The organism is Hyphomicrobium methylovorum (genome assembly GCF_013626205.1).
GTDB classification, from domain to species: domain Bacteria; phylum Pseudomonadota; class Alphaproteobacteria; order Rhizobiales; family Hyphomicrobiaceae; genus Hyphomicrobium_B; species Hyphomicrobium_B methylovorum.
The window spans coordinates 233,413-255,150 of sequence record NZ_QHJE01000001.1 but is presented as its reverse complement, the minus strand read 5'-3'; the positions used below and the strand labels follow the sequence as shown (position 1 = coordinate 255,150).

Here is a 21,738-nt window from a genome sequence, read left to right as displayed (position 1 = left end):
CCATGCGCCGGGATTTGCCCAAGAATTAGCGGCTTGCGGCCAAACGTGATTAAATAGTTTACGGAATTCGCCTGCTACCGTGTCCAGCAGGCCCCCGCGAAGACCGTAAGCGGATCGATGGAGACTAAGAAATGCTAGCGCTGGGTCTTGTCCTCGTGCTGATCGTGGCCGTGCTCGCGCTCGGTATGTTGCGTGCTCCGATGTGGGCTTGGGCTCTCGCCACCGGCATTTGGACGGCCCTCGCAACGTCGGGAACCACCGGCGTGCTGGCATACGCGGCTTGGCTGCCGTTCATCGCGCTCGTGATCCTGTCGATCCCTTCATTTCGCCGCCAGCTTGTCGTCGCGCCGATCTTCGCAAGTATCAAAAAAATTCTTCCCAAGGTTTCCGAAACGGAAACGCAGGCATTGGAAGCCGGAACGGTCGGCTTCGATGCGGAACTCTTCTCCGGAACGCTGGACTGGGTGAAACTTCAGTCGATCCCGAAGATCGTACTGTCTCCGGAAGAGCAGGCATTCCTCGACGGCCCGACGGAAGAGCTTTGCGGCATGATCAGCGATTGGCAGATACGCCATACGCTGCATGAGATCCCGGATGAGATCTGGGATTTCGTGAAGGCCAACGGCTTCCTGGGCATGCTGATCTCGAAGGAGCACGGCGGCCTCGGTTTTTCCGCGCAGGCTCAGTCGCTCATTCTCGGCAAGATCGCGTCGCGCTCGCCGGACGTCGTAACGATCGTCATGGTGCCGAATTCACTCGGGCCAGGTGAGCTGATCGAAAAATACGGGACAGTCACGCAGAAGGAACATTATCTTCCGCGCCTCGCAAAAGGCGCCGAAGTGCCTTGCTTCTCGCTAACGGGCCCAACGTCCGGCTCCGACGCGGCAACGATGCGCGATATCGGCTTCGTGACGCGCGGTTCGTTTCAAGGACAGGACACGCTCGGCATCCGCCTGTCGTGGGACAAGCGCTACATCACACTCGGCCCTAAGGCGACGCTCGTCGGTCTCGCATTCCGTCTGTTCGATTCCGATAATCTGCTCGGCAAGGGTGAAGACATCGGCATCACGCTCGCGCTCATTCCGGCGAACCATACCGGCGTCAATATCGGCCGCCGCCATCTGCCATCAGGCGCGGCATTCCCGAACGGTCCGAACTGGGGCAACGACGTTTTCATCCCGATGGAGTGGGTGATTGGCGGCGAAGCAATGGTCGGACACGGCTGGCGCATGCTGATGGAATGCCTCTCCGCAGGTCGCGCGATTTCGCTCCCGTCGTCCGCAACGGCGGGCGCCAAGTCGATGCTGCGCGTAACGTCTGCGTATGCGCGCATCCGCAAGCAATTCGGGCTTCCCATTGCCCGCATGGAAGGCGTCGAAGAACCGCTCGTTCGCCTTGTCGAAACCGCTTACGTCAACGAGGCCGCTCGCGCGATGACCGCCGCAATGGTCTCCCGCGGCGAGAGGCCGTCCGTCATCTCGGCGCTGATGAAATATCAGACGACGGAAAAGATGCGCACCGCCGTCAACGACGCGATGGACATTCACGGCGGTCGCGGCATTTGCGATGGCCCGTCGAACTATCTGCAGTCCGCGTATCAGATGGTGCCGGTCGGCATCACGGTCGAAGGCGCCAATATTCTCACGCGCACGTTGATCACCTTCGCGCAAGGCGCGTTGCGCTCCCATCCCTATCTCTACAAGGAAGTGCAGGCGGCTCAGGATCTCGACCGGGATCGCGGTCTCAACGCGTTCGAAGATGCGTTCAACGATCATATCGCTTTCTCGCTCTCGAACGCGACGGGCGCGTTCGTACACAACGTGACAGGCGGCGCATTGACGTCCGCGCCCGAGGGCGCGCTCAGCATGTCGCATTGGTATCGCCAGCTTGCCCGCGCGAGCCGGTCGTTCGCGTTCATCGCGGATCTGACGGTCGCCTTCCTCGGTGGCGGACTTAAAACGCGGCAGAAGATCACCGGACGCATGGCCGATGCGCTCTCCGAACTCTACATGCTCGCAGCAACGCTGAAGCGCTACGAAGACGACGGCCGCCCGGCAGGCGACGAGCACATCGTTGAACTCGCCGCGCTGAATGCGCTGAATCGCTTCCAAAACGCGATCGGTGGCGTGATCGATAACTTCCCGGTTCTCTGGGTGCGTCCGCTGATGCGCATCGTCGTCTTCCCGCTCGGCCGGCGCTTCAAGCCCGCGTCGGATGCGCTTGCGCGCGTCGTTGCCCGCCATGCGTTACAGCCCGGCGAAGCGCGCGATCGGCTGACGCGACACATTCATGTCTCGCACCGCGTCGATGATCCGATGGGTATCCTCGAAGTGACACTGGAAAAGGTGATCGCCGCCGAGCCGGTCGAGAAGAAACTCGACAAGGCAATCCGCGACGGCATCGTCCGGCGTTATCACGGACTGGATTGGTTCGCGGATGCTGTCACAAAAGGCGTGCTGACGGAATCTGAAGCCGAACAACTCCGCGAGGTCGAGCGGCTTGTCGCGCGCGTCGTGGCGGTCGATCACTTCGATCCGGCGGAACTGAAACCGAATTATGCGGTCCTCGGACACAATGTCCGCGGCGCCGATGCGCTCGCAGCCGAATGAGTGCGCTTTCGATATGTTGAGGTAAGCGATGACTGAGACGACGGCGCTTTTGCATGACTGGCGGTTCTCGATCGACGGCGAGAACATCGCCTGGGCGAAATTCGATCGCGAAGGTGAGAGCGCCAATTCGCTCGGCCGCCGCCCCATTGAAGAACTCAACGCCATCATCGAGCGCGTCGAAGCGGAAGTGCGCGCGAAGAGCGTGCGCGGCCTCGTCATCATGTCCGGCAAGGAACGCGGTTACATCGTCGGTGCCGACATTCGCGAGTTCGACAGCTTCGAAACCGAAAATCAGGTGGTCGACAGTTTGCGGCCGGTCAACGCGCTGCTCGACCGTATCGAGAAATTATCGGTGCCCGTCGTGGCGGCGATCCACGGCGTTTGCGTCGGCGGCGGATTGGAATTGATCCTCGCGTGCCACTACCGCATCGCTACGCGAGATGACTCGACGCGTGTCGGTTTCCCTGAGGTCAAGCTCGGCATCTTTCCCGGCTTCAACGGCACGGCGCGCTCGATCCGCCAGGTCGGGCCGATGGCCGCAATGCAGGCGATGCTGACAGGCGGAATGATCCGCGCCAGCGCCGCGAGAGCGCTCGGCTTCATCGACCAGCTCGTATCGAGCCCGGGCGAGCTTCACTGGGCCGCGCGGAAGGCCGTGCTTCAGAACCGGAAATCGAAAACCGCCAGTGCCGCGAAGCTTCTGCTGACCAAGTGGCCGCTGCGTGGCATCCTCGCGAACAAGATGCGCCAGGAAACGGCGAAGAAAGTCCGCGCTGACCATTATCCTGCACCCTTCCGCCTGATCGATCTGTTCGAGAAGGAAGGCGGCGACCTCGACGCGATGAAGGCAGCGGAAACAACGGCGTTCGCGCCGCTGATGGTGTCTGATACCGCGCGCAATCTTCGCCGCGTATTCCGTCTGACCGAGCTTCTCAAGGGGCAGGCGCCGAAGGGTCTCAAATGGCGGCCGAGCCGCGTGCATGTCATCGGCGCGGGCACGATGGGCGCCGACATTGCGGGTGTCTGCGTTGCCGCCGGAATGGAAGTGACGCTGCAGGATATTTCCGCTGAGCAGCTTGAAAAAGGCATCAAGGCGCAAGGCAAGCTCTTCGCGAAGAAGTTCAAGACCAAGCCGACGCGCGATGCTGCCAAGGCGCGTCTCATCGCGGACCCTGAAGGCAAGGGCGTGGCCCGCGCCGATCTCGTCATTGAAGCGATCGTCGAACGGCTCGACATCAAGCAGAAGCTGTTTGCGGACCTTGAAACGAAAATCAAACCGGATGCGGTTCTCGCAACCAACACATCTTCGCTGAAGCTCGAAGACATCGCGTCTCCACTGCGCGATCCAGGCCGTCTGATCGGCCTGCATTTCTTCTCGCCCGTGCCGCAGATGCCGTTGGTTGAAGTCGTGCGCGGTGCGACGACACGCGACGAGGAAGTGAAAAAAGGCGCCGCCTTCGTAACCGCAATCGGCAAGTTCCCGCTGATTACGAAGGATGTGCCGGGCTTCCTCGTCAACAAAGTGCTGACGCCATATATGTTTGCCGCAATGACCCGGCTTGAGGCAGGCGAAGACAAGGAAAAAATCGACGAAGCGGCGCGTTCCTTCGGCATGCCGATGGGACCGATCGAACTTGCCGACAATGTCGGCCTCGATATCTGCGCGCACGTCGCCAAGATCCTGGGTCAATCGCCGGAAGGATCAAGACTGGAACGGCTCGTCGAGTCCGGCCGCCTGGGCAAGAAAACGGGCGAGGGGTTCTACACCTGGAAAGACGGCAAGCCCGTCAAATCGGACAAGACATTTCCCAAGGAAGAGCTTGAACGCCTGGGTCGCGAACTCGTTGAACCGATGATCGCCGAAGCACAGCGCTCGCTCGACGAAGGTGTCGTCGAAACAGCCGATCTCGTAGATGCCGGCATGATCTTCGGCACCGGATTTGCGCCCTTCCGCGGTGGCCCGCTTCATTACAAGAATAATCTCGCGAACGCGGATGGGGCATCGAGCAGCCTCGCCGCTGCAGAATGAATTTCGCATGACGCGCGAATGGAGGATTGAATGACACGAGAACTTCGGCGCGTTGCGGTCATCGGCGGCGTGCGCATTCCATTTTGCCGCTCGAACACGCTCTACGCCGATCTCTCTAATCTCGACATGATGTCGTCCGCGTTGAACGGGCTCGTCGACCGCTTCGGCTTGAAAGGCCAGCACATCGACGAGGTCGTCGGCGGCGCGGTTGTCACGCATTCGAAAGACTTCAATCTCGCGCGTGAAGCGGTGCTGTCCTCGAAGCTCGCGCCATCCACGCCGGGAGTAACGCTGATCCAGGCCTGCGGAACATCGCTTCAATCGGCGCTGATGTCGGCAGCTAAAATCGCGACGGGCGAAATCGAAAGCGCGATCTCCGCTGGATCGGACACCACGTCCGACGCGCCGATCGTCTTTTCGAAGAAATTCTCCAAGCGCCTGATCGACGTCGGCCAGCGCAAATCGGCAATCGACAAGATCAAGGTTTTCAAAGGATTGTCGCCGGGCGAACTCGCACCGCAGCCGCCGAACGTCGCCGAGCCGCGCACAGGCCTCACGATGGGCCAGCATTGCGAACTGATGGCGCAGGAGTGGCACATTCCGCGCGCCGACCAGGATGAGCTTGCGTACGAAAGCCACATGAAGGGCGCTGCCGCTTACGAGTCCGGATACATGGACGATCTCATCGTGCCGTGCGCAGGCGTCTATCGTGACAACAACCTGCGGCCCGACACCACGCTCGAAAAACTCGCGAGCTTAAAGCCCGCATATGAAAAATCCGAGCGCGGAACGCTGACGGCTGGAAACTCGACGCCACTAACGGACGGCGCGTCCAGCGTATTGCTCGCGTCTGAAGCTTGGGCCGCCGAGCACAATCTGCCAGTGCTCGCCTATCTCACTTTCGGCCAGCATATCGCCAACGATTTCGTGGGCGGCGACGGCTTGCTGATGGCGCCGACTATCGCCGTTTCGAAGATGCTCGACCGCGCGGGATTGACGTTGCAGGATTTCGATTTCTACGAAATCCACGAAGCGTTTGCCGCGCAGGTGCTGTGCACGCTGAAGGCCTGGGAAGATGCCGATTACTGCCGCACGAAACTCGGCAAATCCGCGCCCCTCGGAGCCATCGATCGCACGAAGCTGAACGTCAAAGGCTCCTCGCTCGCGTTCGGCCATCCCTTCGCAGCGACAGGCGCGCGCATCGTCGCGAACCTCGCGAAATTGCTGTCGATCCACGGCGGCCGCGGCCTGATCTCCGTCTGCACCGCGGGCGGCATGGGCGTTGCGGCGATCCTGGAGGCACCGACGACGATCGAAGCCCGCGCCGCGGCGTGAAACCGCAGCCACAAGGCCACGCTGGCGGCCGGCTCGACGAAGGAGAGTCGCCAGCGCCATCATAAAAAGCTATGCACCACGGCGACACGAACAGCCGGGGGCCGACCGATGGTCGCGAAAGCGGATAAGCAACTCGATGCAGCGCGCGCGCTCGTGCGCAGTCTTGCCGATCGTCTCGATCTCGACGCCTGGGTGCGCCTATGGGACGGAACGCGCCTGCCGCTCGGCCACGCCCCGACGTCGAATTTCGAGATTTCGTTGCGCGATCCCGGCGTCATCGGTTCGATCCTGCGCAAGCCGGGTCTCGATTCCATCATTCTGCAGTACATCGGCAAGGGCATCGATTTTTCCGGCGGCACGCTGATCGATTTCGGACGCCAACTGCAAAGCGGCCGGAAATCCGTGAAGCTGAAGGGACGCGACGTCGCCAAAATCGGCTTGGCGCTTGCACCCTTCTTTCTCGAAAAATCCGCTCCCGCGCGCGACGCGCACGGCTTTCAAGGCGAGATAACGGGCGCCAATCGCAAGACGGCTGACAACAAGGATTTCATTCAGTTCCACTATGATCTGTCGAACGATTTCTATGCGCTCTTTCTCGATCCCGAGATGGTCTATTCCTGTGCTTACTTCACGGATTGGACGAACGGCATCGAAACGGCGCAGCACGACAAGCTGGAAATGATCTGCCGTAAGCTGCGTCTGAAGCCGGGCGATCGCATGCTCGACATCGGCGCGGGCTGGGGTGGATTGATCTGCCACGCAGCGCAAAATTACGGCGTCACGGCACACGGCATCACGCTTGCGGAGGAACAGCTTGCGTTCGCACGCGCCAAGGCGGAACGGCTGGGGTTGTCTGATCGCGTGACGTTCGAGCTTGCCGACTATTCGAAAATTTCGGGCAGCTACGACAAGATCGCGTCCATCGGCATGTACGAACACATCGGCCTGAAAAACATCCCGGCGTACATGGAGAAGGTACAGTCGCTTCTGAGCGAAGACGGTCTCTTCTTGAATCACGCCATCTCGCGCCGCGCGCCGAAGAACCCCGCTCAATGGATCAAGGGCCGGATGCGCCCCGAAAAGAAAGCCATCGCGAAGTACATCTTCCCAGGCGGCGAACTCGATGATGTCGGACACTCGATTTCCGCAATGGAGAGAGCGGGCTTTGAGGTGCACGACGTCGAAGGCTGGCGCTTGCACTATGCACGCACGTGCGAACTTTGGTGCAACCGGCTGACGGCGCACGAAAAGGAAGCCATCGCGTTTGTCGGCGAGGAGAAATATCGCATTTGGGTCGCGTATCTCGCGGGCGTAAGCCTGGCATTCTCGCGCGGCACGCTGCGGCTGTTTCAAACGCTCGCGTCGAAGTCAGCCAAGCGCCCGCCACCCTTGCCGCCAACCCGCGCCGATCTGTATCGCTAGCGCAGCCGCCTCGTCATCCTCGGTCGAGCGCGACGCAGTCGCGTCGAAGACCGGGGATCCAGCGTAAGACTCGGCAAAGCCGACCTGCGAACTATCTCGACACCAGCCGCAAACTACCCGCGAGCCTTCTTCGCTTCTTCTGCCGCCAGTTCTTTTTTCGAGAGCTTGCCGATCATCGTCTTTGGCAAGGTGTCGCGAAATTCGATCTGCGAAGGAAGCTCGATACGCGAAATCTTCGCTTCGAGATGTTTCAGGATGTCGGCCTCTGTCGCCGTCATACCCGTCTTGAGTTTGATGAACGCTTTCGGTGCTTCGCCGCGGTAGGTATCGGGAATGCCGATCACGGTCACTTCCTCGACGGCCGGGTGTTCGTAGATCGCTTCCTCGATGCGGCGCGGGTAAACGTTGTAACCCGAGCAGATGATGAGGTCCTTGATGCGATCGACGATGGAGAAGTAGCCGCGCTCGTCCATGATCGCGACGTCGCCCGTGCGAAGAAAATCGCCGACGAACTGATGCTCGGTCTCGGCGGGCTTCTTCCAATAGCCCTTCATGACCTGCGGCCCCTTGGCGCAGAGTTCTCCACGCTCCCCGAGCGGCACTTCTTTCGTGGGATCGTCGAGATCGCGCAGCGAGATAATGGTGCCGGGGAGGGGCGGGCCGATGGACCCGGCCACCGGCGGACCCTGGATCGGATTGCATGTGAGCACGGGGGAGGTCTCTGACAGTCCGTATCCCTCGACAACCTTCGAGCCCGACGCCGTTTCGAACTTCAGTTTGATTTCCATCGGCAGAGGAGCGCCGCCTGAAAGGCAGAAGCGCAGCGAAGAGAGATTGTACGATTTGATGTTCGCGGAATTGAGCATCGCGGTGAAAATTGTCGGGACCGCGGGTAGCACCGTCGGCTTCTCGCGGTGAATGAGCCGCAACGCTTCGAGCAGTTGGAAGCGCGGGAGCAGAACGATCTTGGCCGCCATCGCGACGCCCATGTTCATCACGACCGACATCGCAAAGACGTGGAAGAGCGGCAGAGCTCCGAGAATGGTCTCCTCGCCCGGTACGAGGTCGATGCCCCATGCCCGGATCTGCTCCGTATTGGCCGTCAGATTGGCATGCGTCAGCATGGCGCCCTTCGGCGTGCCGGTGGTCCCACCCGTGTACTGAAGGACTGCGACATCGTTGTCAGGGTCGATGGCGACGGGCACGGGCGGCTCGGTCGTGGCGGCAAGGGCGGCCCCATCGACGATCCGGTCCCGGACGGCCGACCCCTTGATGTCGGCAATATCCTTCCGCTTGAAGACCGAAAACAGAACGGACTTCAGCGGCGGCAGGACGTCTTTGAAGGGAACGACGATGGCGCGATGGAGGGTCCCAGCCGCCATCAGCCCCTCGACCTTGGAAAAAAGCTGCGCGAGGTCATGCGTCACCATGATCTCGGTTTCGCTGTCCTTCGTTTGGTAGGTTAGTTCTTCGAGAGTATAAAGCGGATTGAAATTAACGACGGTTGCGCCCGCTTTGAGTATTGCAAAGTAGTAGACGATGAATGTAGGGGTATTCGGCAAAAAGAGGCCGACTTTCATTCCCCGGCCAACCCCGATTTTCTGTAGTCCAGCGGTTACGCGGGCGACCTCGGCGGCAAGATCAACATAACTTGTGGTTCGCCCAAGGAAACTGATAGCGGGATTGTTGGGAAATTGTGCCGCGGCTTGGTCCAGCAACCCAGGCACCGGACCGGTTGGAATATCCATGAACCAGTCGACCCCGGGCGGATAGGATGCGATCCAGGGGTGCTGTGCCGAGGAGGACGATGCTGCGTCAGTCATTGAGTTTGTTCCCATTTGGTCCATCTCTTCGGGGCCAGGAGATCAAAACACATTCCTCCCTCCGAGGCGCTACGATCGCGACCGATTGAACAACTTTTGTGCTGGCCCGCGTTTACCTCTGGCAAAAAGGTATGAGGCTAGGATGCGGCCGGAACGGTTAGGAAGGCATGCGGGAACGGGGCCGACGGCCCGCAACTGGACTTGACCGGTGTTTAAGGATAAGTGACCCCCCCGCTTGATGGCGGAGTGGTCTTGATTTAGGTAGAAGCCAACTAAACTGGCCCATCGCAGCGGTCTGCGAGGGTGGGAGAGGCCAATGGACGAAGTCGCGACAAAGGTTATCGAAATCCTCAAGAAGCATATGAAGGAGCCGCGCGACGACATCTCGCTCGACACCCAGCTTACTGACCTCAAGATCGAGTCACTCGATCTTGCCATGATTGTCTTCGATATCGAAGACGGTTTCGGTATTGAAATTCCCTATAACGCCAACGAAGAAGTCGAAGCGTTCAAGACGGTCGGCTCAGTCGTTGATCGCGTCAAATCGCTTATTGCTGCAAAGCAAGCATCGGCCGCAAAGGCTTGAGCGAATTCGGTCGGACGATCTCGGTTGATCGTGGGTTGGCGCGCAGCGCGCGTCGACCCGGTCCGATCGTCAACCCGAAATAGAAAGATCGTAAGTAATGTCGAAAGGTAAGGCGAGCCACCGCGTCGTCGTTACCGGACTTGGAGCTGTCACGCCTATCGGCACGACGGTCGATGAGTTCTGGAACGGCATCAAGGCTGGAAAGTCGGGCGTCAGCGAACTCGGTGGGTTCCCGCTCGATGATCTCAAAATTCTCATTGCCGCGCAGATCAAGGATTTCGATCCCAAGCAGCGGCTAAAGCACTTCAAGCGCGATCGCATCATCACGCTCGCGGACCGCTACTCCTGGTTCGCCGCTGCCGCCGCTGATGAAGCCGTGCGCATGTCCGGTCTTCAGCTCCCGGAAGAAGATCCCTATCGCTCGGCCTGCATCATCGGTTCGGGCGCCGGCGGTCTCGTGACGTTTGAAACGGCGTATCGCGATCTCTTCATCCATAACAAGCGCGCCACGCATCCGCTGACGCTGTTGCGCATCATCGGCTCGTCGGCTGCGGCGCACGTCGGTATCGAGTTTGGCGTCAAGGGTCCGACGTTCGCGACCTGCTCGGCATGCTCCACTGCAACGCACGCCATCGGCATCGCGCGCGATTACATTCGTGATGGCATCGTCGATGTTGCGATCGCTGGCGCGTCGGAGTCGGTCATCAACTACGGAACGATGAAGGCCTGGCAGGCGCTCCACGTTCTGTCGCCGGAAGGCTGCTTCCCGTTCGCCAAGAAGCGCAACGGAACGGTTCTCGCGGAAGGCGCAGGCATTCTCGTGCTCGAAAGCCTCGAACACGCGCAAGCACGCGGCGCAACGATCCTCGCAGAGCTCTGCGGATACGGTATGGCGTCCGACAGCCAGGACATGGTGAAGCCGACGGTCGAAGGACCGAGCGTCGCCATGCAGGATGCCCTCAAGGACGCTGGTCTCAAGCCGGAGCAGATCGACTATCTGAATGCCCACGGTACGGCGACCATGGACAACGACATCAACGAGACGAAGGCGATCAAGAACGTCTTCGGCGACTACGCTTACAAGCTTCCGATCTCGTCGACGAAGTCGATGCACGGCCATCCGCTCGGCGCGGGAGGCGGTATCGAAGCTGTCGTGTGCATCAAGTCGATGCAGGACTCGTTTGTTCCACCCACGATCGGCCTCGACGAGCCAGGCGAGGGCTGCGATCTCGACTACGTGCCGAACGTCGGCCGCGAGAAGAAGATCACCTACGCAATGTCGAACTCATTCGCGTTCGGTGGCCTCAACGCCGTTGTCGTATTCGGACCGCCGCCAGCCTGAGCACGCTCACTAACGAGTTAGGCGAACGATTTTGACAGCCGCGAGCATGAGTAATGCTCGCGGCTGTATTGTCTTTGGACGTCACGACAACCGTCCGCCGCAGGCATAAATGGAAGAATAGTGGAAGATTAGTTTTTCGGCCTCAATTGGGCCCGAAACCCTTGAAGACCGCGCGCTCGAATGACAGACTGCGCCGCGGCGGCCGGGGTCAGTAGGCCGTACGGACTTCGGATGGATCAAGGCGCATGCGAAAGATCGTGATACGGGCGGGAAGCGTTTCAATCCGTGCCCGGCTTCTTGATACGCCGACGGCTGAACGCATCTGGGCTGCGCTACCTATCGAGGCTTCAGCGCGCACGTGGGGCGAGGAAGTCTATTTCGATACCCCGGTCACGTCTGAGGCAGAGCCTGATGCCCGCGTGCTCGTAAAGGCTGGCGATATCGCCTTCTGGCCGGATGGCGAAGCAATCACCATCGGCTTTGGCCCAACCCCTCTCTCGCGCACGCGCGCCGAGATCCGCCTTGCAGGACCGTGTAATGTCTGGGCGCAAGCGCTCGACGATGTGCGGCAACTGAAGTGTGTTCACGCAGGCGTCGCCATCTCCATCCACGAAGACGGCTGACACGCTACTCTAAACCCACCATCCCGATTTTTCTGCCTACGGACTGCCGCGCGCCGCGCGAGTGTCGAGCTGTGTCTGCGCGAGCATAAGCGTGGCGATTAAGTGATGGAGCGCAACTGAGAGTCGCTCGACCATCTTGTCTGCTGGGCTATACGTGACGTCGACGAACTCAATTGCCATCAGTTGTCGGCAGTCTGACTTTCAACATGCCGCTCAGCTATTGATAACGACGTCAGCGCTGGGCCTCGCCAATCATCAAACCGGAAGACCATCGTATTTGCGCATTCTATTCGCCACCGCCGGACTGTTCTTCGTCATGCTGGGCGTCATTGGCGTTTTTCTGCCGGTATTGCCGACAACCCCCTTCATCATTCTCGCAGCCGCCTGCTTCGCCAGATCGTCACCTCGGCTCGAAGCGTGGCTTCTGTCCCATCGGATCTTCGGACCATTGCTTCGCGATTGGCGCGAAAGGGGCGCCATTCCAAGACGCGCCAAACTGGCGGCATTGGTCGGATGTGCCTCTGGCTACGCAGTGTTCTGGTTCGGCACGGAACCAACGGCCGCGCTGAAAATTGGCGTCGGCCTCTTCATGCTGGCGGGCCTCGCCTACGTCTTCTCCAGGCCCTCGTAGGCGGTCGCGCGCGACGTCGCAGACATCATCTCGGTGTTTCTACGGCAGCGGCACACAGGAATAGCCATAGCCTTTGATCTTTTTCATAATTGGCGCTGACGTCGTCACAATGCCTTCGATCTTTTCGCGTCCGAGCGCGGCGGCGACGCTTCCTTCGTCATAGTCGCGCAGCGCCTCGCCTTTGTGCTGCTCGACATATGCGCAGCCTTTATCCGAATAGCAGGCAATGGAGAGCTCTTCGAGGGACGCCGCATCGCCCGACTTGAGGCAGATGAACTCCGGTGACGCCGCGATTGCAGACACGGTCGTGCAAAGAAACGCGAGCGCGGCGCACGCCATCAGCCGCGAAGGGTCGCAAGAGCGAAAACGCATCGGAACCACCTTCTGCCTACCTATCGAGCGGCAACCTAGTGCGCCGTCACCACGGCAGCAATCGCGCAGCGTGCTCGGCTAAACCAGCTTTCATCTTAACGCTAACCGGAAGGCGAATGCGGGGTAGGCGTCGTTTTGCGATTGCGGAGGGCTTTGGTTCGGCTAGTGTCCAGCCGTTTCGATAGGGTTCGTGGAGGAAGCTTGCTGATAGCGAAGCGCATTCGCCTCTGGGCCGCAATCGCGGGTATTGCGCTTCTGGCGACGCCGGCAGCAGCGATTGGCGAATGCCTGTCGCCAAGTGATCCGATCGCCGGAACGCTCCGCAAGGTCACCATCCGGCACCCCGAAAGCCGTAAATTGCTCACCAACTGGCACATCGTTCCCAGCGATCCCGTGTGCGTGAAAATCGGCGACGTGATCTGGAAAAATCAGCCCGATATCAAAATCGAATTCTCAAAATCCGTCGACCTTGCGGAGATGGACGCGCGATTGGGCATGCCGATCGGCTTCAAGGGCAAGATTGTCGGCTTTCGCGACGCGCGAGACACCGCAGATATTATTATGACCGACGCCAAGCCTTATGGGGAACTCGACGATGCAGGAGAGCTCAAGCGTTGAGCAACCGCGAAGGCGTCTTCTACCGCGCTTCATCGTCCGGCATTGGCAGGGCGATGCGCCGTTCTGGCTGAGCCTGCTTGGATGGACGCTGGCGCTGACGATATCGGTCTATGTCGTCTCGACGCTGTGGCTGACTAAGTGGTCCCTGCAGGATACGCCGGTCTCGCGTATGACCCAGGGCGTGATCGTAATCATGCTGATCGCCAGCGTCGCGATTTGGCAGCTTGTCGGAACATGGCGTGCCAGCAGCAGCACGAAGGCGCCGCAGCGTTGGTGGATCACCCGGTGGATTGCACGCTTGCTGGCCGCCATGGTGTGCGCGGCCGGGTTCCTGATGCTGAGCGGAATACCTCCGGGTATGAAATCGCTCTACGAAGAGGCAACGGATCAGGACTGGATCGGCCAAAACGGTTATTCGGTTACGATCGAAAATGAGAACCTCGTCATCACGGGCCATCTGGCGTGGGGCGTTCTCGACGCCGTGGCGCGCGAACTCTCAAATCATCCCGGCATTCAAATGTTCGTCTTGAACAGTCCCGGCGGACACGTCGGCGTTGGCACGCGCCTCTATGACATGATCAAGGCTCGCAAGCTCGATACCTACACAACCGAGATGTGCGCGAGCGCATGCATCATCCCGTTCCTCGCAGGCAACAACAGGTACCTACAGAAGAACGCGAAACTCGGATTTCATGCCGTCGGCGGCGAAGCAGGCAATTCGATTACGGCGGGCACCGATAAAGTGCTGTCGATTTATCGGGCGTCGAATGTTCCAGAGCCGTTTATTCAGCGGATGCTTGCGACACCCATAGAAAGCGCCTGGTATCCCACCCCTAAGCAGCTGATTGCCGCGAACGTCGTAACGGAGCTTGTCCAATGAGCGCGGATCTCTAGGCGCGGGTACGAACTCTCCCCACGAACCTCGCGGTGCCACTTTACCGTGCTCCCACCGGTTCAGCCTTTAGTGCCGAGCACTGTCCGCAAAGGCTATCCTTCGCCGCGGATGCGGGCAGCTTCTGGACGCGGTGAAATGCGCGACTAAGTTACTGATATTGTTGGTGGGCCCGCCAGGACTCGAACCTGGAACCAGACGGTTATGAGCCGTCAGCTCTAACCATTGAGCTACGGGCCCACTCAGGGGCTCTCATATCAGATGTTCAGCCGGGCGACAGCCTATCGCCTTCTTTTTTCCGTCATGACTTTATAGCGACCGCTATCGCCAGCACGAGGAGATCGGAAGTTATGCTAGCACCCCAACGAAGCACGTTTGACACGGCCATTTTGGCAGGCGTTGCCGCGGCCGTGATGATGGCGATTGCGCCGGTTTCTGCTGCCCACGCCGAGGAGAAAAAGATGGAACGGACGATCACCGTATCGGCAACGGGAACGGCGGAAGCAGAGCCCGATCGGGCACGGATTACCTCGGGCGTCGTTATCGAAGCGCCGACCGCGCGCGAGGCGCTTTCCCAGAACACGCAGGCGATGACCAAGGTCGTCGCGCAGTTGAAGGAGAAGGGCATCGAGGCGAAGGACATCCAGACGGCGTCGTTCAACGTCGAGCCTGTGATGGACTACCACAAGGATGGGCAGGCTCCCAAACTCAGAGGATACCGCGTCAGCAATCAGGTCGTGGTGCTCGTGCGCGATCTCGCCAATGCTGGCGCCGTGCTCGATCAGATGGTGACATCGGGCGCCAATCAGATTCAGGGCTTCGCCTTCGAAGTCTCGAAGGCTGAGACGTTGAAGGATGAGGCGCGCAAGGAAGCCGTCGCGAATGCACTTCGCCGCGCCAAGCTGCTCGCAGCGGCCGCCGGAGCTGAAGTCGGTGACGTGATCCAGATCTCCGAGGAGGTCTCTTCGGAAGGCCCCGCGCCATACGTGACCGCCCGCTTTGCCAAGGCGCAGTCGGCGCCAGCGGCACCCATTGAACGCGGCACGGCCACGCTCGAAGCGCGTGTCACCGCCACGTGGGCGCTGAAGTAATCAAACGAGAGATACGGTCTCGACGCTGACGCGAGCGGCAGGTGCGCCGGGCTGGAGGTCCCAGTCCAGATAGTTGCGCATCTCGCCCGTCTCGCGGACGCGCCGGAGCCGGTCGAGATCGATCGTCGCCGTCACCCATTGCGCCGCGTTCAAAGTCCCTTCGGCCAGCACGCCGGTATCCGAAACGGCGTGCTCTGAGGGAACGTAGATCCCGGCCGCTCCGGAGTTGAAATCGACGGCTGGAGACCATGGCGCGTCGCCCACAGTCGGGCTCTGCACCGTTGCAATACCGTTCTCGAGCGCGCGCGCGAGCGAGCCAGTCCTGACGCGATGATAGCCGGACACGCGCTCCGTGCAGGAGGGCACAAGCACCACATCAGCGCCAGCTTCCGCCATCGAACGCACAAGCAGCGGAAACTCGCTGTCGTAGCAAATCGCAATGCCGAAGGTGCCCATCTCGGTCTCGAAAACGCGCGGTGGCCCGCCAGCCGAAATTCCCCAGTCACGCTCGAACGGCGTCATCACCAGCTTTTCCTGCTCGCCGATTGCGCCATTGGGAGCGATCAGTTGCGCCGCGTTGACGTAACGTCCGTCCGACGTCAGACGTGGGCCGGAGCCAGCGAGAAGATGCACGTTGTGCTTATTCGCGAGCTCCACGTGGAAGGCCACGCGTTCGCCCGCGAGTTCCGCCACTTTTGCCAGCGTAAGCTTGAGATCGCCGTAGACGTCAGGTCCGAACGCGGCGGCCTGCTCGATCGCGGCATACTCCGGAAACACCAGCAGCGACGCGCCAGTTGCCGCGCCGTTTTTCACCCAGAGCGCAACCTTCTCCTCCCATTCGGCAAGCGTCTTCGGCTGGCCGATCGGGTATTGAGCGCTCGCGATCTTCAGGCTGTGCGGTTTCGTGGTCAAAGCGTGTTCATCCAGAACTGCATGTCGTGGCGCGTCTCGCCCGGCTGGTCGACATCTTTCCAGTCGTAGGTCGCGATGATGCCATCAACCGGAGAATAGCCGCGCTTTTTCCAGAACGGATCAAGTGGGGCGTAGTCAGCCGGTTTCAATGGGTGGTCATCGGGCCGGACGACCCGGCAGAACGTCGAATGCGTGAACCCGCCGAGCGTATGCGCCTGCGCCTCCCGGCCATCGAAGAACGCGTGTCCGAGACCATGCCCGCGATGGCTCTTCAGCAGCACGCTCTCGCCGCAGTAGAAGATTTTCGAGATGTCGTAACCCGCCTTGCGGAACGGTTCGCCGAACTCATCGGCATGCTCGATCATCGGCGCGCCGGTCGACGCTCCCACCATCTCCGCTCCATCGTAAGCGGTGATGACGACGGCGCCTTTGGCACTCGCGAACGTCTTGAGATACTTCTCTTCGTACTCCAGCGTGCCGTCGTAGAGATAGGGCCAGTCGCGGAAGACAATGATGCGCAGACGCGCGAGGTCGGGGAGGATCTTGTAAATATCCTCGCCCGTGACCGACTTGACGTCGAGTTTCTTTTTCTCGCTGCTATCTACCATGCTCGATCTTTCTCTCAGCCCGCGACCTGGGCGATCCAGTCAGTGAGATTGTAGTACGTCGTCACGCGCGAGATCTTGCCGTCGCGGATGGCGAAGAAGGTGCCAGCCGGAAGCACGTACGTCTGGCCGACTGCGTCCGGCAAACCTTCTTCCGTATTCTTGTAAACGCCGTGCACGTTGAACTCGGCGGCGGCGCGCTTGCCGTCCTTGGAAACAAGAACAACGATGTCCTTCAGCTCTTCTTTGTAGTTGTGCGTCATGCGCGCGTTGAAAGCGCGAAACTTCTCGATGCCTTCGCGACGCTCGCCCTGGTTGACGTCATGGATCACGTCGTCGGTAAGGAACGCGAGCATGCCGTCCGTGTTGCCGCCGTTGAAGGCTGCGTAGTAATCGCGGATCAAAGCGGCCGTAGCGGCGCGGGCTTCTGATTCTGCTGAATCCGACATGGGATCTCCGGGTGCTGAATGGGGATTGGTATGCGGGCGGTTTAACAGATTAGCTGCGAGTCTTTTATGCACTCGCCTGTAACGGTAAACGTGACATTTCCACCACCCCGGAGCTCGGACAAGTGTCCGCTCGGTCAATCTCCGGTGATGTGTACCACGACGTTGCGGGAATGCGGCCTCTGCCGGTGTTCGAACAGATAAATCCCTTGCCAGGTTCCAAGCAGCATACGCCCGCTTGTGATCGGAATTGTCAGCGTCGTCTGCGTCAGCGCCGCTTTGACGTGTGCGGGCATGTCGTCAGGGCCCTCGGCGCGGTGAACGAACAGCGGATCGCCATCAGGAACCAGCCGTTGGAAAAAGGCGTTGAGGTCGCGCAGCACGTCGGGATCGGCGTTCTCTTGGATCAGAAGCGATGCCGAAGTGTGGCTACAAAAGATATGGGCAAGGCCAACGCCCACCTCGGACGCAATAACCACACGCGAGACGCTGCGCGTGAACTCGGTCAGTCCGGGCCCGGTCGTGTCGATCGTTAACATTCGCTGGAACTGGCGCATAGCTGGCATCCGCGGTTGAAAGTCCCTAAATAATCATCATGAGCAGAGCATTCGTAAAAGAGACCGACGCGGTCGAAGACCTTCCGGACCGGCTCGTTTCCGAGCATCGCAATCTGGTAACGCCGGAAGGCCTCACCATGATTGAGCGCGAGATCGAGCGCCTTCAGGTAGAACTGTCCGCAGCGCATGAATCCGACGATCGCGATGGAGTAGGACGCGCAAATCGCGACCTGCGCTACTGGCGTAACCGTCAAAGCACGGCGGAGGTTCAGCCCGCCGTCAGCAATATGAACGCTGTAATGTTCGGTGCGCGCGTGACGCTGGAACGCGACGACGGCCGTGTGCAGACGTATCGCATCGTGGGCGAAGACGAAGCCGACCCCGCACGCGGCTCGATCTCATACGTCTCCCCGCTCGCGCAGGCGCTGCTCGACAAATCCGTCGGCGACACCGTCAAAGCCGGCGCCGGCGAAGCGGAAATCATCCGCATAGAGTAGAATTTCGTTTTCAAATACGCGGGAATTCCGCCGAATGGTTTGTTCTGCGGCGGGGAGCGAGAGTTATTCTTTCCCAATATCTGCGCATCCACCGCCGCCTGTTGACGGCGCGTAGGAGTGAACGGCTTACCGTGGTCTAATCTCCCCGAATCAAAAGCACAGGTTTTTGCGGGGGCAAGGACATGAGTTCGCTTTCACAGCTGCAGGAAAATCTTCGCAGCGTCGCCGAACGATCTCTGCTTATCAGATCGCTTTGCACCAACGAGGAAAGTACGAAGCAGCATCTCGTACTGCCGACGCTCGAGGCACTCGGATACGAATGTTCGAATCCCTACGTTCTGCAACCCGAGTATGCCGCCGATTTTAGGCCCGGCGTTCAAGATCGGGCCGATTACGTCATTCTCCAGAATGCCGAGCCCGTTATTGCAATCGAATGCAAGAAGTGCGGCACGGATCTCGCGAGCAATCGTGGACAACTGCGAGGGTATTTCACGGCACTGCCGCAGGTCCGATTGGGAATTTTGACCGACGGCATTCGGTTTGAATTTTTCACGGACTGCGAAAATACAAACATCATGGATGACGAGCCGTTCGTAACGCTTGACGTTTCGGCCGACGTTACGGCCGATGTATTGGATGCGCTTCTCGTCGTTTGCCGCAGCAACTTCAATCCCAGAACAATCGCGGAAATGGCGGAGATGCGGTTGGTGTCCAAGCGCGTTCGAACAGTCCTGATGCAAGAGGTCCGAGATCCATCGGTCGAGTTTTGCAGAAGTATCCTCAGGCAGGCTGGCCGGACAAACCTGCAAAGCAATACAATTCAAACCCGGTACGGCGGTCTCATTCGCGCAGCGTTTGAAGAAGCACTTGTCATGCCCGTCGTCGAGATCATGCGGGATTTGGCGAGCAAGCAAGCAGCTGAAGATATTATAGACCGAGCGTTGACGCCGCGGGTTATTACAACCGACCGCGAACTCGCCGTCTTTAGATATGCTTGCAGACGGCTGGCCTATCTTGCGACCGATGAAACGCAATTCGCAGCAATAGAGCGCGTTCAGTACCGTGACTTTATTGGGAAGTTCGTCGTGTATTTTGGAAGCGTGAACAAGGGGCGGTTGTTCGAATTCATCGAAGGCAAAAACGGCTACGACAAGTTCATCTTCCCTCAGCCCTACGGTGAAATCGAAACCAATACGATGAGGGATATCGACGAAGCGCTTCGTGTGACATTCGCCCAGCGGGTGCGCGAACTGAATAGCGGCGAGTTCGATTTGAGGAAGGCTGCCGTCGCTTAAACCCGGAAGCAGATCCCACAAAAACCAAGGGCCGCTTGCGCGGCCCTTTTTCGTATCAGTTATCGAGGAAGCTCCGAAGCTTGCGTGAGCGGCTCGGATGCTTGAGCTTGCGCAGCGCCTTCGCTTCGATCTGACGGATGCGTTCGCGCGTAACCGAGAACTGCTGGCCGACTTCTTCGAGCGTATGATCCGTATTCATGCCGATGCCGAAGCGCATGCGCAGCACGCGTTCTTCGCGCGGCGTAAGAGAGGCCAGAACGCGCGTCGTCGTATCGCGCAAGTTCGACTGGATCGCCGCTTCGATCGGAAGCACCGCGTTCCGGTCTTCGATGAAATCGCCGAGGTGTGAATCCTCCTCGTCGCCGATCGGCGTTTCGAGACTAATCGGCTCCTTCGCGATCTTCAGAACCTTGCGAACCTTTTCGAGCGGCATCGCCAGCTTTTCAGCCAGCTCTTCCGGCGTCGGCTCGCGGCCGATCTCGTGCAGCATCTGCCGCGACGTGCGCACGATCTTGTTGATCGTCTCGATCATATGCACGGGAATGCGGATCGTACGGGCCTGGTCCGCAATCGAGCGTGTGATTGCCTGCCGGATCCACCACGTTGCGTACGTCGAGAATTTGTAGCCGCGGCGGTACTCGAACTTATCGACGGCTTTCATCAGGCCGATGTTGCCTTCCTGAATGAGATCCAGGAACTGCAGGCCGCGGTTGGTGTATTTCTTCGCAATCGAAATGACGAGACGAAGGTTGGCTTCCACCATCTCTTTCTTGGCTTGGCGGGCTTCGCGCTCACCCTTCTGCACCGCTTTGACGATGCGGCGGTATTCCGGAATTTCGAGGCCCGTTTCCGTCGCGAGCTGATGGATCTCCGTGCGGATCTGTACAACCTGCCCGCGTTCGCTCTTAACGAACTGGCCCCACTTCTTGCCGTTGTCGGCAACACGGTCGAGCCATGTCTGGTCAAGCTCGTTGCCGTAGTATTCGTCGATAAAGTGCTGACGCGGCACGCCGTAGCTGTCGGCGAGGCGCATGAGGCGGCCTTCGAGCCCGATCAGGCGCTTGTTGATCGCATAGAGCTGTTCGACAAGGCTTTCGATACGGTTGTTGTTGAGCGAGAGCGACTTCACGTCTACGATGATCTCGTCGCGCAGCTTCTCGTAAGCCTTTTGCTGCTGACGCGAGCCCTGTTCACCAGCGAGCTGCTGCTCGATCTTCTTGTCCTGCTGCTTGCGCAGCTTTTTGTAGGTTCCGGCGATCTGGTCGAAGGTTTCGAGCACCTTCGGCTTCAGCTCCGCTTCCATCGCGGCCAGCGACATCGCGTTCTCGAATTCGTCATCGTCCTCGGCATCGCCTTCAAGAGCGCCCGGGGCACGCTGTTCGCCAGGAGCCTGCGGAGCAGCATCGCCCGGCAACTCGGGAACTTCCTTGGCCTCGGGACCCTCGTAGGTCGCTTCGAGATCGATAATGTCACGCAGCAAAATCTTGCCGTCGTTGAGTTCATCGCGCCAGATGATGATGGCCTGGAACGTCAGCGGGCTTTCGCAAAGACCGGCGATCATTGCTTCGCGGCCGGCCTCGATGCGCTTTGCGATGGCGATTTCGCCTTCGCGCGACAGAAGCTCAACCGAACCCATTTCGCGCAGATACATGCGCACGGGATCGTCGGTGCGTTCGGTCGGCTCAGACTTCGCTTCCGTTTTGACGATGGCGTTGTTCTGCGCAACGAGCGCGCCGCGGCCGCCTTCTTCCTCGTCGCCGCCTTCTTCGCTGCCTTCGCTCTGCTCTTCACCTTCCTCGGTTTCGACGACGGTGATGCCCATGTCGGACAGCGTGGCGTAAAGGTCTTCGATCTGGTCCGACGAAACTTCTTCGGACGGCAGAACCGAATTGAGCTGATCGAGCGTAACGTAGCCCTTCGCCTTCGCGGACTTCAGCAATCTTTTGACGGCGGAATCCGAAAGATCGAGCAGCGGGCTGTCGCGTTCTGTTGCGTCGGCTGCCTGGTCCTTATCGTCCGTCTTCTGAACTGCCTGCTGCGCGCGAGCCATTCT

21 protein-coding genes and 1 tRNA gene are annotated in these 21,738 nt (G+C 59.7%); 13 read left to right on the top strand and 9 right to left on the bottom strand.

Translation table 11 applies throughout. The features are described from left to right. Positions 1-131: 131 nt before the first annotated feature. From DLM45_RS01240 to DLM45_RS01225, 4 genes are all read left to right on the top strand, one after another. On the top strand, positions 132-2,609 hold the full coding sequence (locus DLM45_RS01240; RefSeq protein ID WP_181335186.1) for an acyl-CoA dehydrogenase: 2,478 nt from the start codon (positions 132-134) through the stop codon (positions 2,607-2,609). Between the two features lie 28 nt (positions 2,610-2,637). Then, positions 2,638-4,638 (top strand): 3-hydroxyacyl-CoA dehydrogenase NAD-binding domain-containing protein, encoded by a 2,001-nt coding sequence (locus tag DLM45_RS01235; protein WP_181335185.1) that lies wholly within the window; start codon positions 2,638-2,640, stop codon positions 4,636-4,638. Between the two features lie 30 nt (positions 4,639-4,668). After that, a complete protein-coding gene (locus tag DLM45_RS01230; RefSeq protein WP_181335184.1) occupies positions 4,669-5,973 on the top strand; it encodes an acetyl-CoA C-acetyltransferase in 1,305 nt (434 codons plus the stop codon). Between the two features lie 108 nt (positions 5,974-6,081). Further along, the gene (locus DLM45_RS01225; RefSeq protein ID WP_181335183.1) at positions 6,082-7,395 is read left to right on the top strand and encodes an SAM-dependent methyltransferase; all 1,314 of its coding nucleotides are present in this window, start codon (positions 6,082-6,084) and stop codon (positions 7,393-7,395) included. Positions 7,396-7,508: 113 nt separating this feature from the next. On the opposite strand, the gene DLM45_RS01220 is transcribed toward DLM45_RS01225, so the two are convergent. Then, complete coding sequence (locus DLM45_RS01220; RefSeq protein WP_181335182.1) at positions 7,509-9,218, bottom strand: long-chain-fatty-acid--CoA ligase; 1,710 nt, start codon at positions 9,216-9,218, stop codon at positions 7,509-7,511. 316 nt (positions 9,219-9,534) lie between these two features. On the opposite strand from DLM45_RS01220, the gene DLM45_RS01215 reads away from it, so the two are divergent. From DLM45_RS01215 to DLM45_RS01205, 3 genes are all read left to right on the top strand, one after another. Then, on the top strand, positions 9,535-9,804 hold the full coding sequence (locus DLM45_RS01215) for an acyl carrier protein (RefSeq protein WP_045836129.1): 270 nt from the start codon (positions 9,535-9,537) through the stop codon (positions 9,802-9,804). Between the two features lie 97 nt (positions 9,805-9,901). Then, positions 9,902-11,146 carry a beta-ketoacyl-[acyl-carrier-protein] synthase family protein gene (locus DLM45_RS01210; protein WP_181335181.1) on the top strand — a complete coding sequence of 415 codons (1,245 nt, stop codon included), beginning with the start codon at positions 9,902-9,904 and terminating at the stop codon, positions 11,144-11,146. Positions 11,147-11,391: 245 nt separating this feature from the next. Continuing rightward, positions 11,392-11,769, top strand: a complete 378-nt coding sequence (locus DLM45_RS01205; protein ID WP_181335180.1) for a cyclophilin-like fold protein — start codon at positions 11,392-11,394, stop codon at positions 11,767-11,769. 36 nt (positions 11,770-11,805) lie between these two features. On the opposite strand, the gene DLM45_RS01200 is transcribed toward DLM45_RS01205, so the two are convergent. Continuing rightward, complete coding sequence (locus tag DLM45_RS01200; RefSeq protein WP_181335179.1) at positions 11,806-11,949, bottom strand: hypothetical protein; 144 nt, start codon at positions 11,947-11,949, stop codon at positions 11,806-11,808. A 97-nt stretch (positions 11,950-12,046) separates the two neighbouring features. Between DLM45_RS01200 and DLM45_RS01195 the strand changes: the two genes are divergently transcribed. Beyond that, positions 12,047-12,400 (top strand): YbaN family protein, encoded by a 354-nt coding sequence (locus DLM45_RS01195; RefSeq protein ID WP_181335178.1) that lies wholly within the window; start codon positions 12,047-12,049, stop codon positions 12,398-12,400. A gap of 39 nt (positions 12,401-12,439) precedes the next feature. Here DLM45_RS01195 and DLM45_RS01190 read toward each other — a convergent pair whose 3' ends face one another. Continuing rightward, the gene (locus tag DLM45_RS01190) at positions 12,440-12,772 is read right to left on the bottom strand and encodes a hypothetical protein (protein WP_181335177.1); all 333 of its coding nucleotides are present in this window, start codon (positions 12,770-12,772) and stop codon (positions 12,440-12,442) included. Positions 12,773-12,973: 201 nt separating this feature from the next. Between DLM45_RS01190 and DLM45_RS01185 the strand changes: the two genes are divergently transcribed. Then, positions 12,974-13,390 carry a hypothetical protein gene (locus DLM45_RS01185; protein ID WP_181335176.1) on the top strand — a complete coding sequence of 139 codons (417 nt, stop codon included), beginning with the start codon at positions 12,974-12,976 and terminating at the stop codon, positions 13,388-13,390. Next, positions 13,368-14,270, top strand: coding sequence for a COG3904 family protein (locus DLM45_RS01180; RefSeq protein WP_181335175.1), 903 nt, complete (start codon positions 13,368-13,370; stop codon positions 14,268-14,270). The genes DLM45_RS01185 and DLM45_RS01180 overlap by 23 nt, the downstream gene beginning before the upstream one ends. 176 nt (positions 14,271-14,446) lie before the next feature. Here the strand turns inward: DLM45_RS01180 and DLM45_RS01175 are convergent. After that, a tRNA-Ile gene (locus DLM45_RS01175) sits at positions 14,447-14,522 on the bottom strand. 110 nt (positions 14,523-14,632) lie between these two features. Between DLM45_RS01175 and DLM45_RS01170 the strand changes: the two genes are divergently transcribed. After that, a complete protein-coding gene (locus DLM45_RS01170) occupies positions 14,633-15,373 on the top strand; it encodes an SIMPL domain-containing protein (RefSeq protein WP_181335174.1) in 741 nt (246 codons plus the stop codon). Here the strand turns inward: DLM45_RS01170 and DLM45_RS01165 are convergent, their stop codons facing one another. The 4 genes from DLM45_RS01165 to DLM45_RS01150 all read right to left on the bottom strand — a co-directional run bounded on the left by DLM45_RS01165 (position 15,374) and on the right by DLM45_RS01150 (position 17,893). Further along, positions 15,374-16,285 (bottom strand): carbon-nitrogen hydrolase family protein, encoded by a 912-nt coding sequence (locus DLM45_RS01165; RefSeq protein ID WP_181335173.1) that lies wholly within the window; start codon positions 16,283-16,285, stop codon positions 15,374-15,376. Then, entirely contained in the window at positions 16,282-16,893 is a 612-nt protein-coding gene (locus DLM45_RS01160) for a GNAT family N-acetyltransferase (RefSeq protein ID WP_181335172.1), read from the bottom strand. Before DLM45_RS01160 ends, DLM45_RS01165 begins: the two co-directional genes overlap by 4 nt. Before the next feature lie 14 nt (positions 16,894-16,907). Continuing rightward, entirely contained in the window at positions 16,908-17,339 is a 432-nt protein-coding gene (locus DLM45_RS01155) for a ketosteroid isomerase-related protein (RefSeq protein WP_181335171.1), read from the bottom strand. 134 nt (positions 17,340-17,473) lie between these two features. Then, a complete protein-coding gene (locus DLM45_RS01150) occupies positions 17,474-17,893 on the bottom strand; it encodes a secondary thiamine-phosphate synthase enzyme YjbQ (RefSeq protein ID WP_181335170.1) in 420 nt (139 codons plus the stop codon). A 38-nt stretch (positions 17,894-17,931) separates the two neighbouring features. Here DLM45_RS01150 and greA point away from each other — a divergent pair, with 38 nt between their 5' ends. Both greA and DLM45_RS01140 read left to right on the top strand, forming a co-directional pair. After that, positions 17,932-18,390, top strand: a complete 459-nt coding sequence (greA, locus tag DLM45_RS01145; protein ID WP_181335169.1) for a transcription elongation factor GreA — start codon at positions 17,932-17,934, stop codon at positions 18,388-18,390. A gap of 182 nt (positions 18,391-18,572) precedes the next feature. Then, positions 18,573-19,685, top strand: a complete 1,113-nt coding sequence (locus DLM45_RS01140) for a type I restriction enzyme HsdR N-terminal domain-containing protein (RefSeq protein ID WP_181335168.1) — start codon at positions 18,573-18,575, stop codon at positions 19,683-19,685. A gap of 55 nt (positions 19,686-19,740) precedes the next feature. On the opposite strand, the gene rpoD is transcribed toward DLM45_RS01140, so the two are convergent. After that, the gene (gene rpoD / locus DLM45_RS01135; RefSeq protein WP_181335167.1) at positions 19,741-21,735 is read right to left on the bottom strand and encodes an RNA polymerase sigma factor RpoD; all 1,995 of its coding nucleotides are present in this window, start codon (positions 21,733-21,735) and stop codon (positions 19,741-19,743) included. Positions 21,736-21,738: the final 3 nt, after the last annotated feature.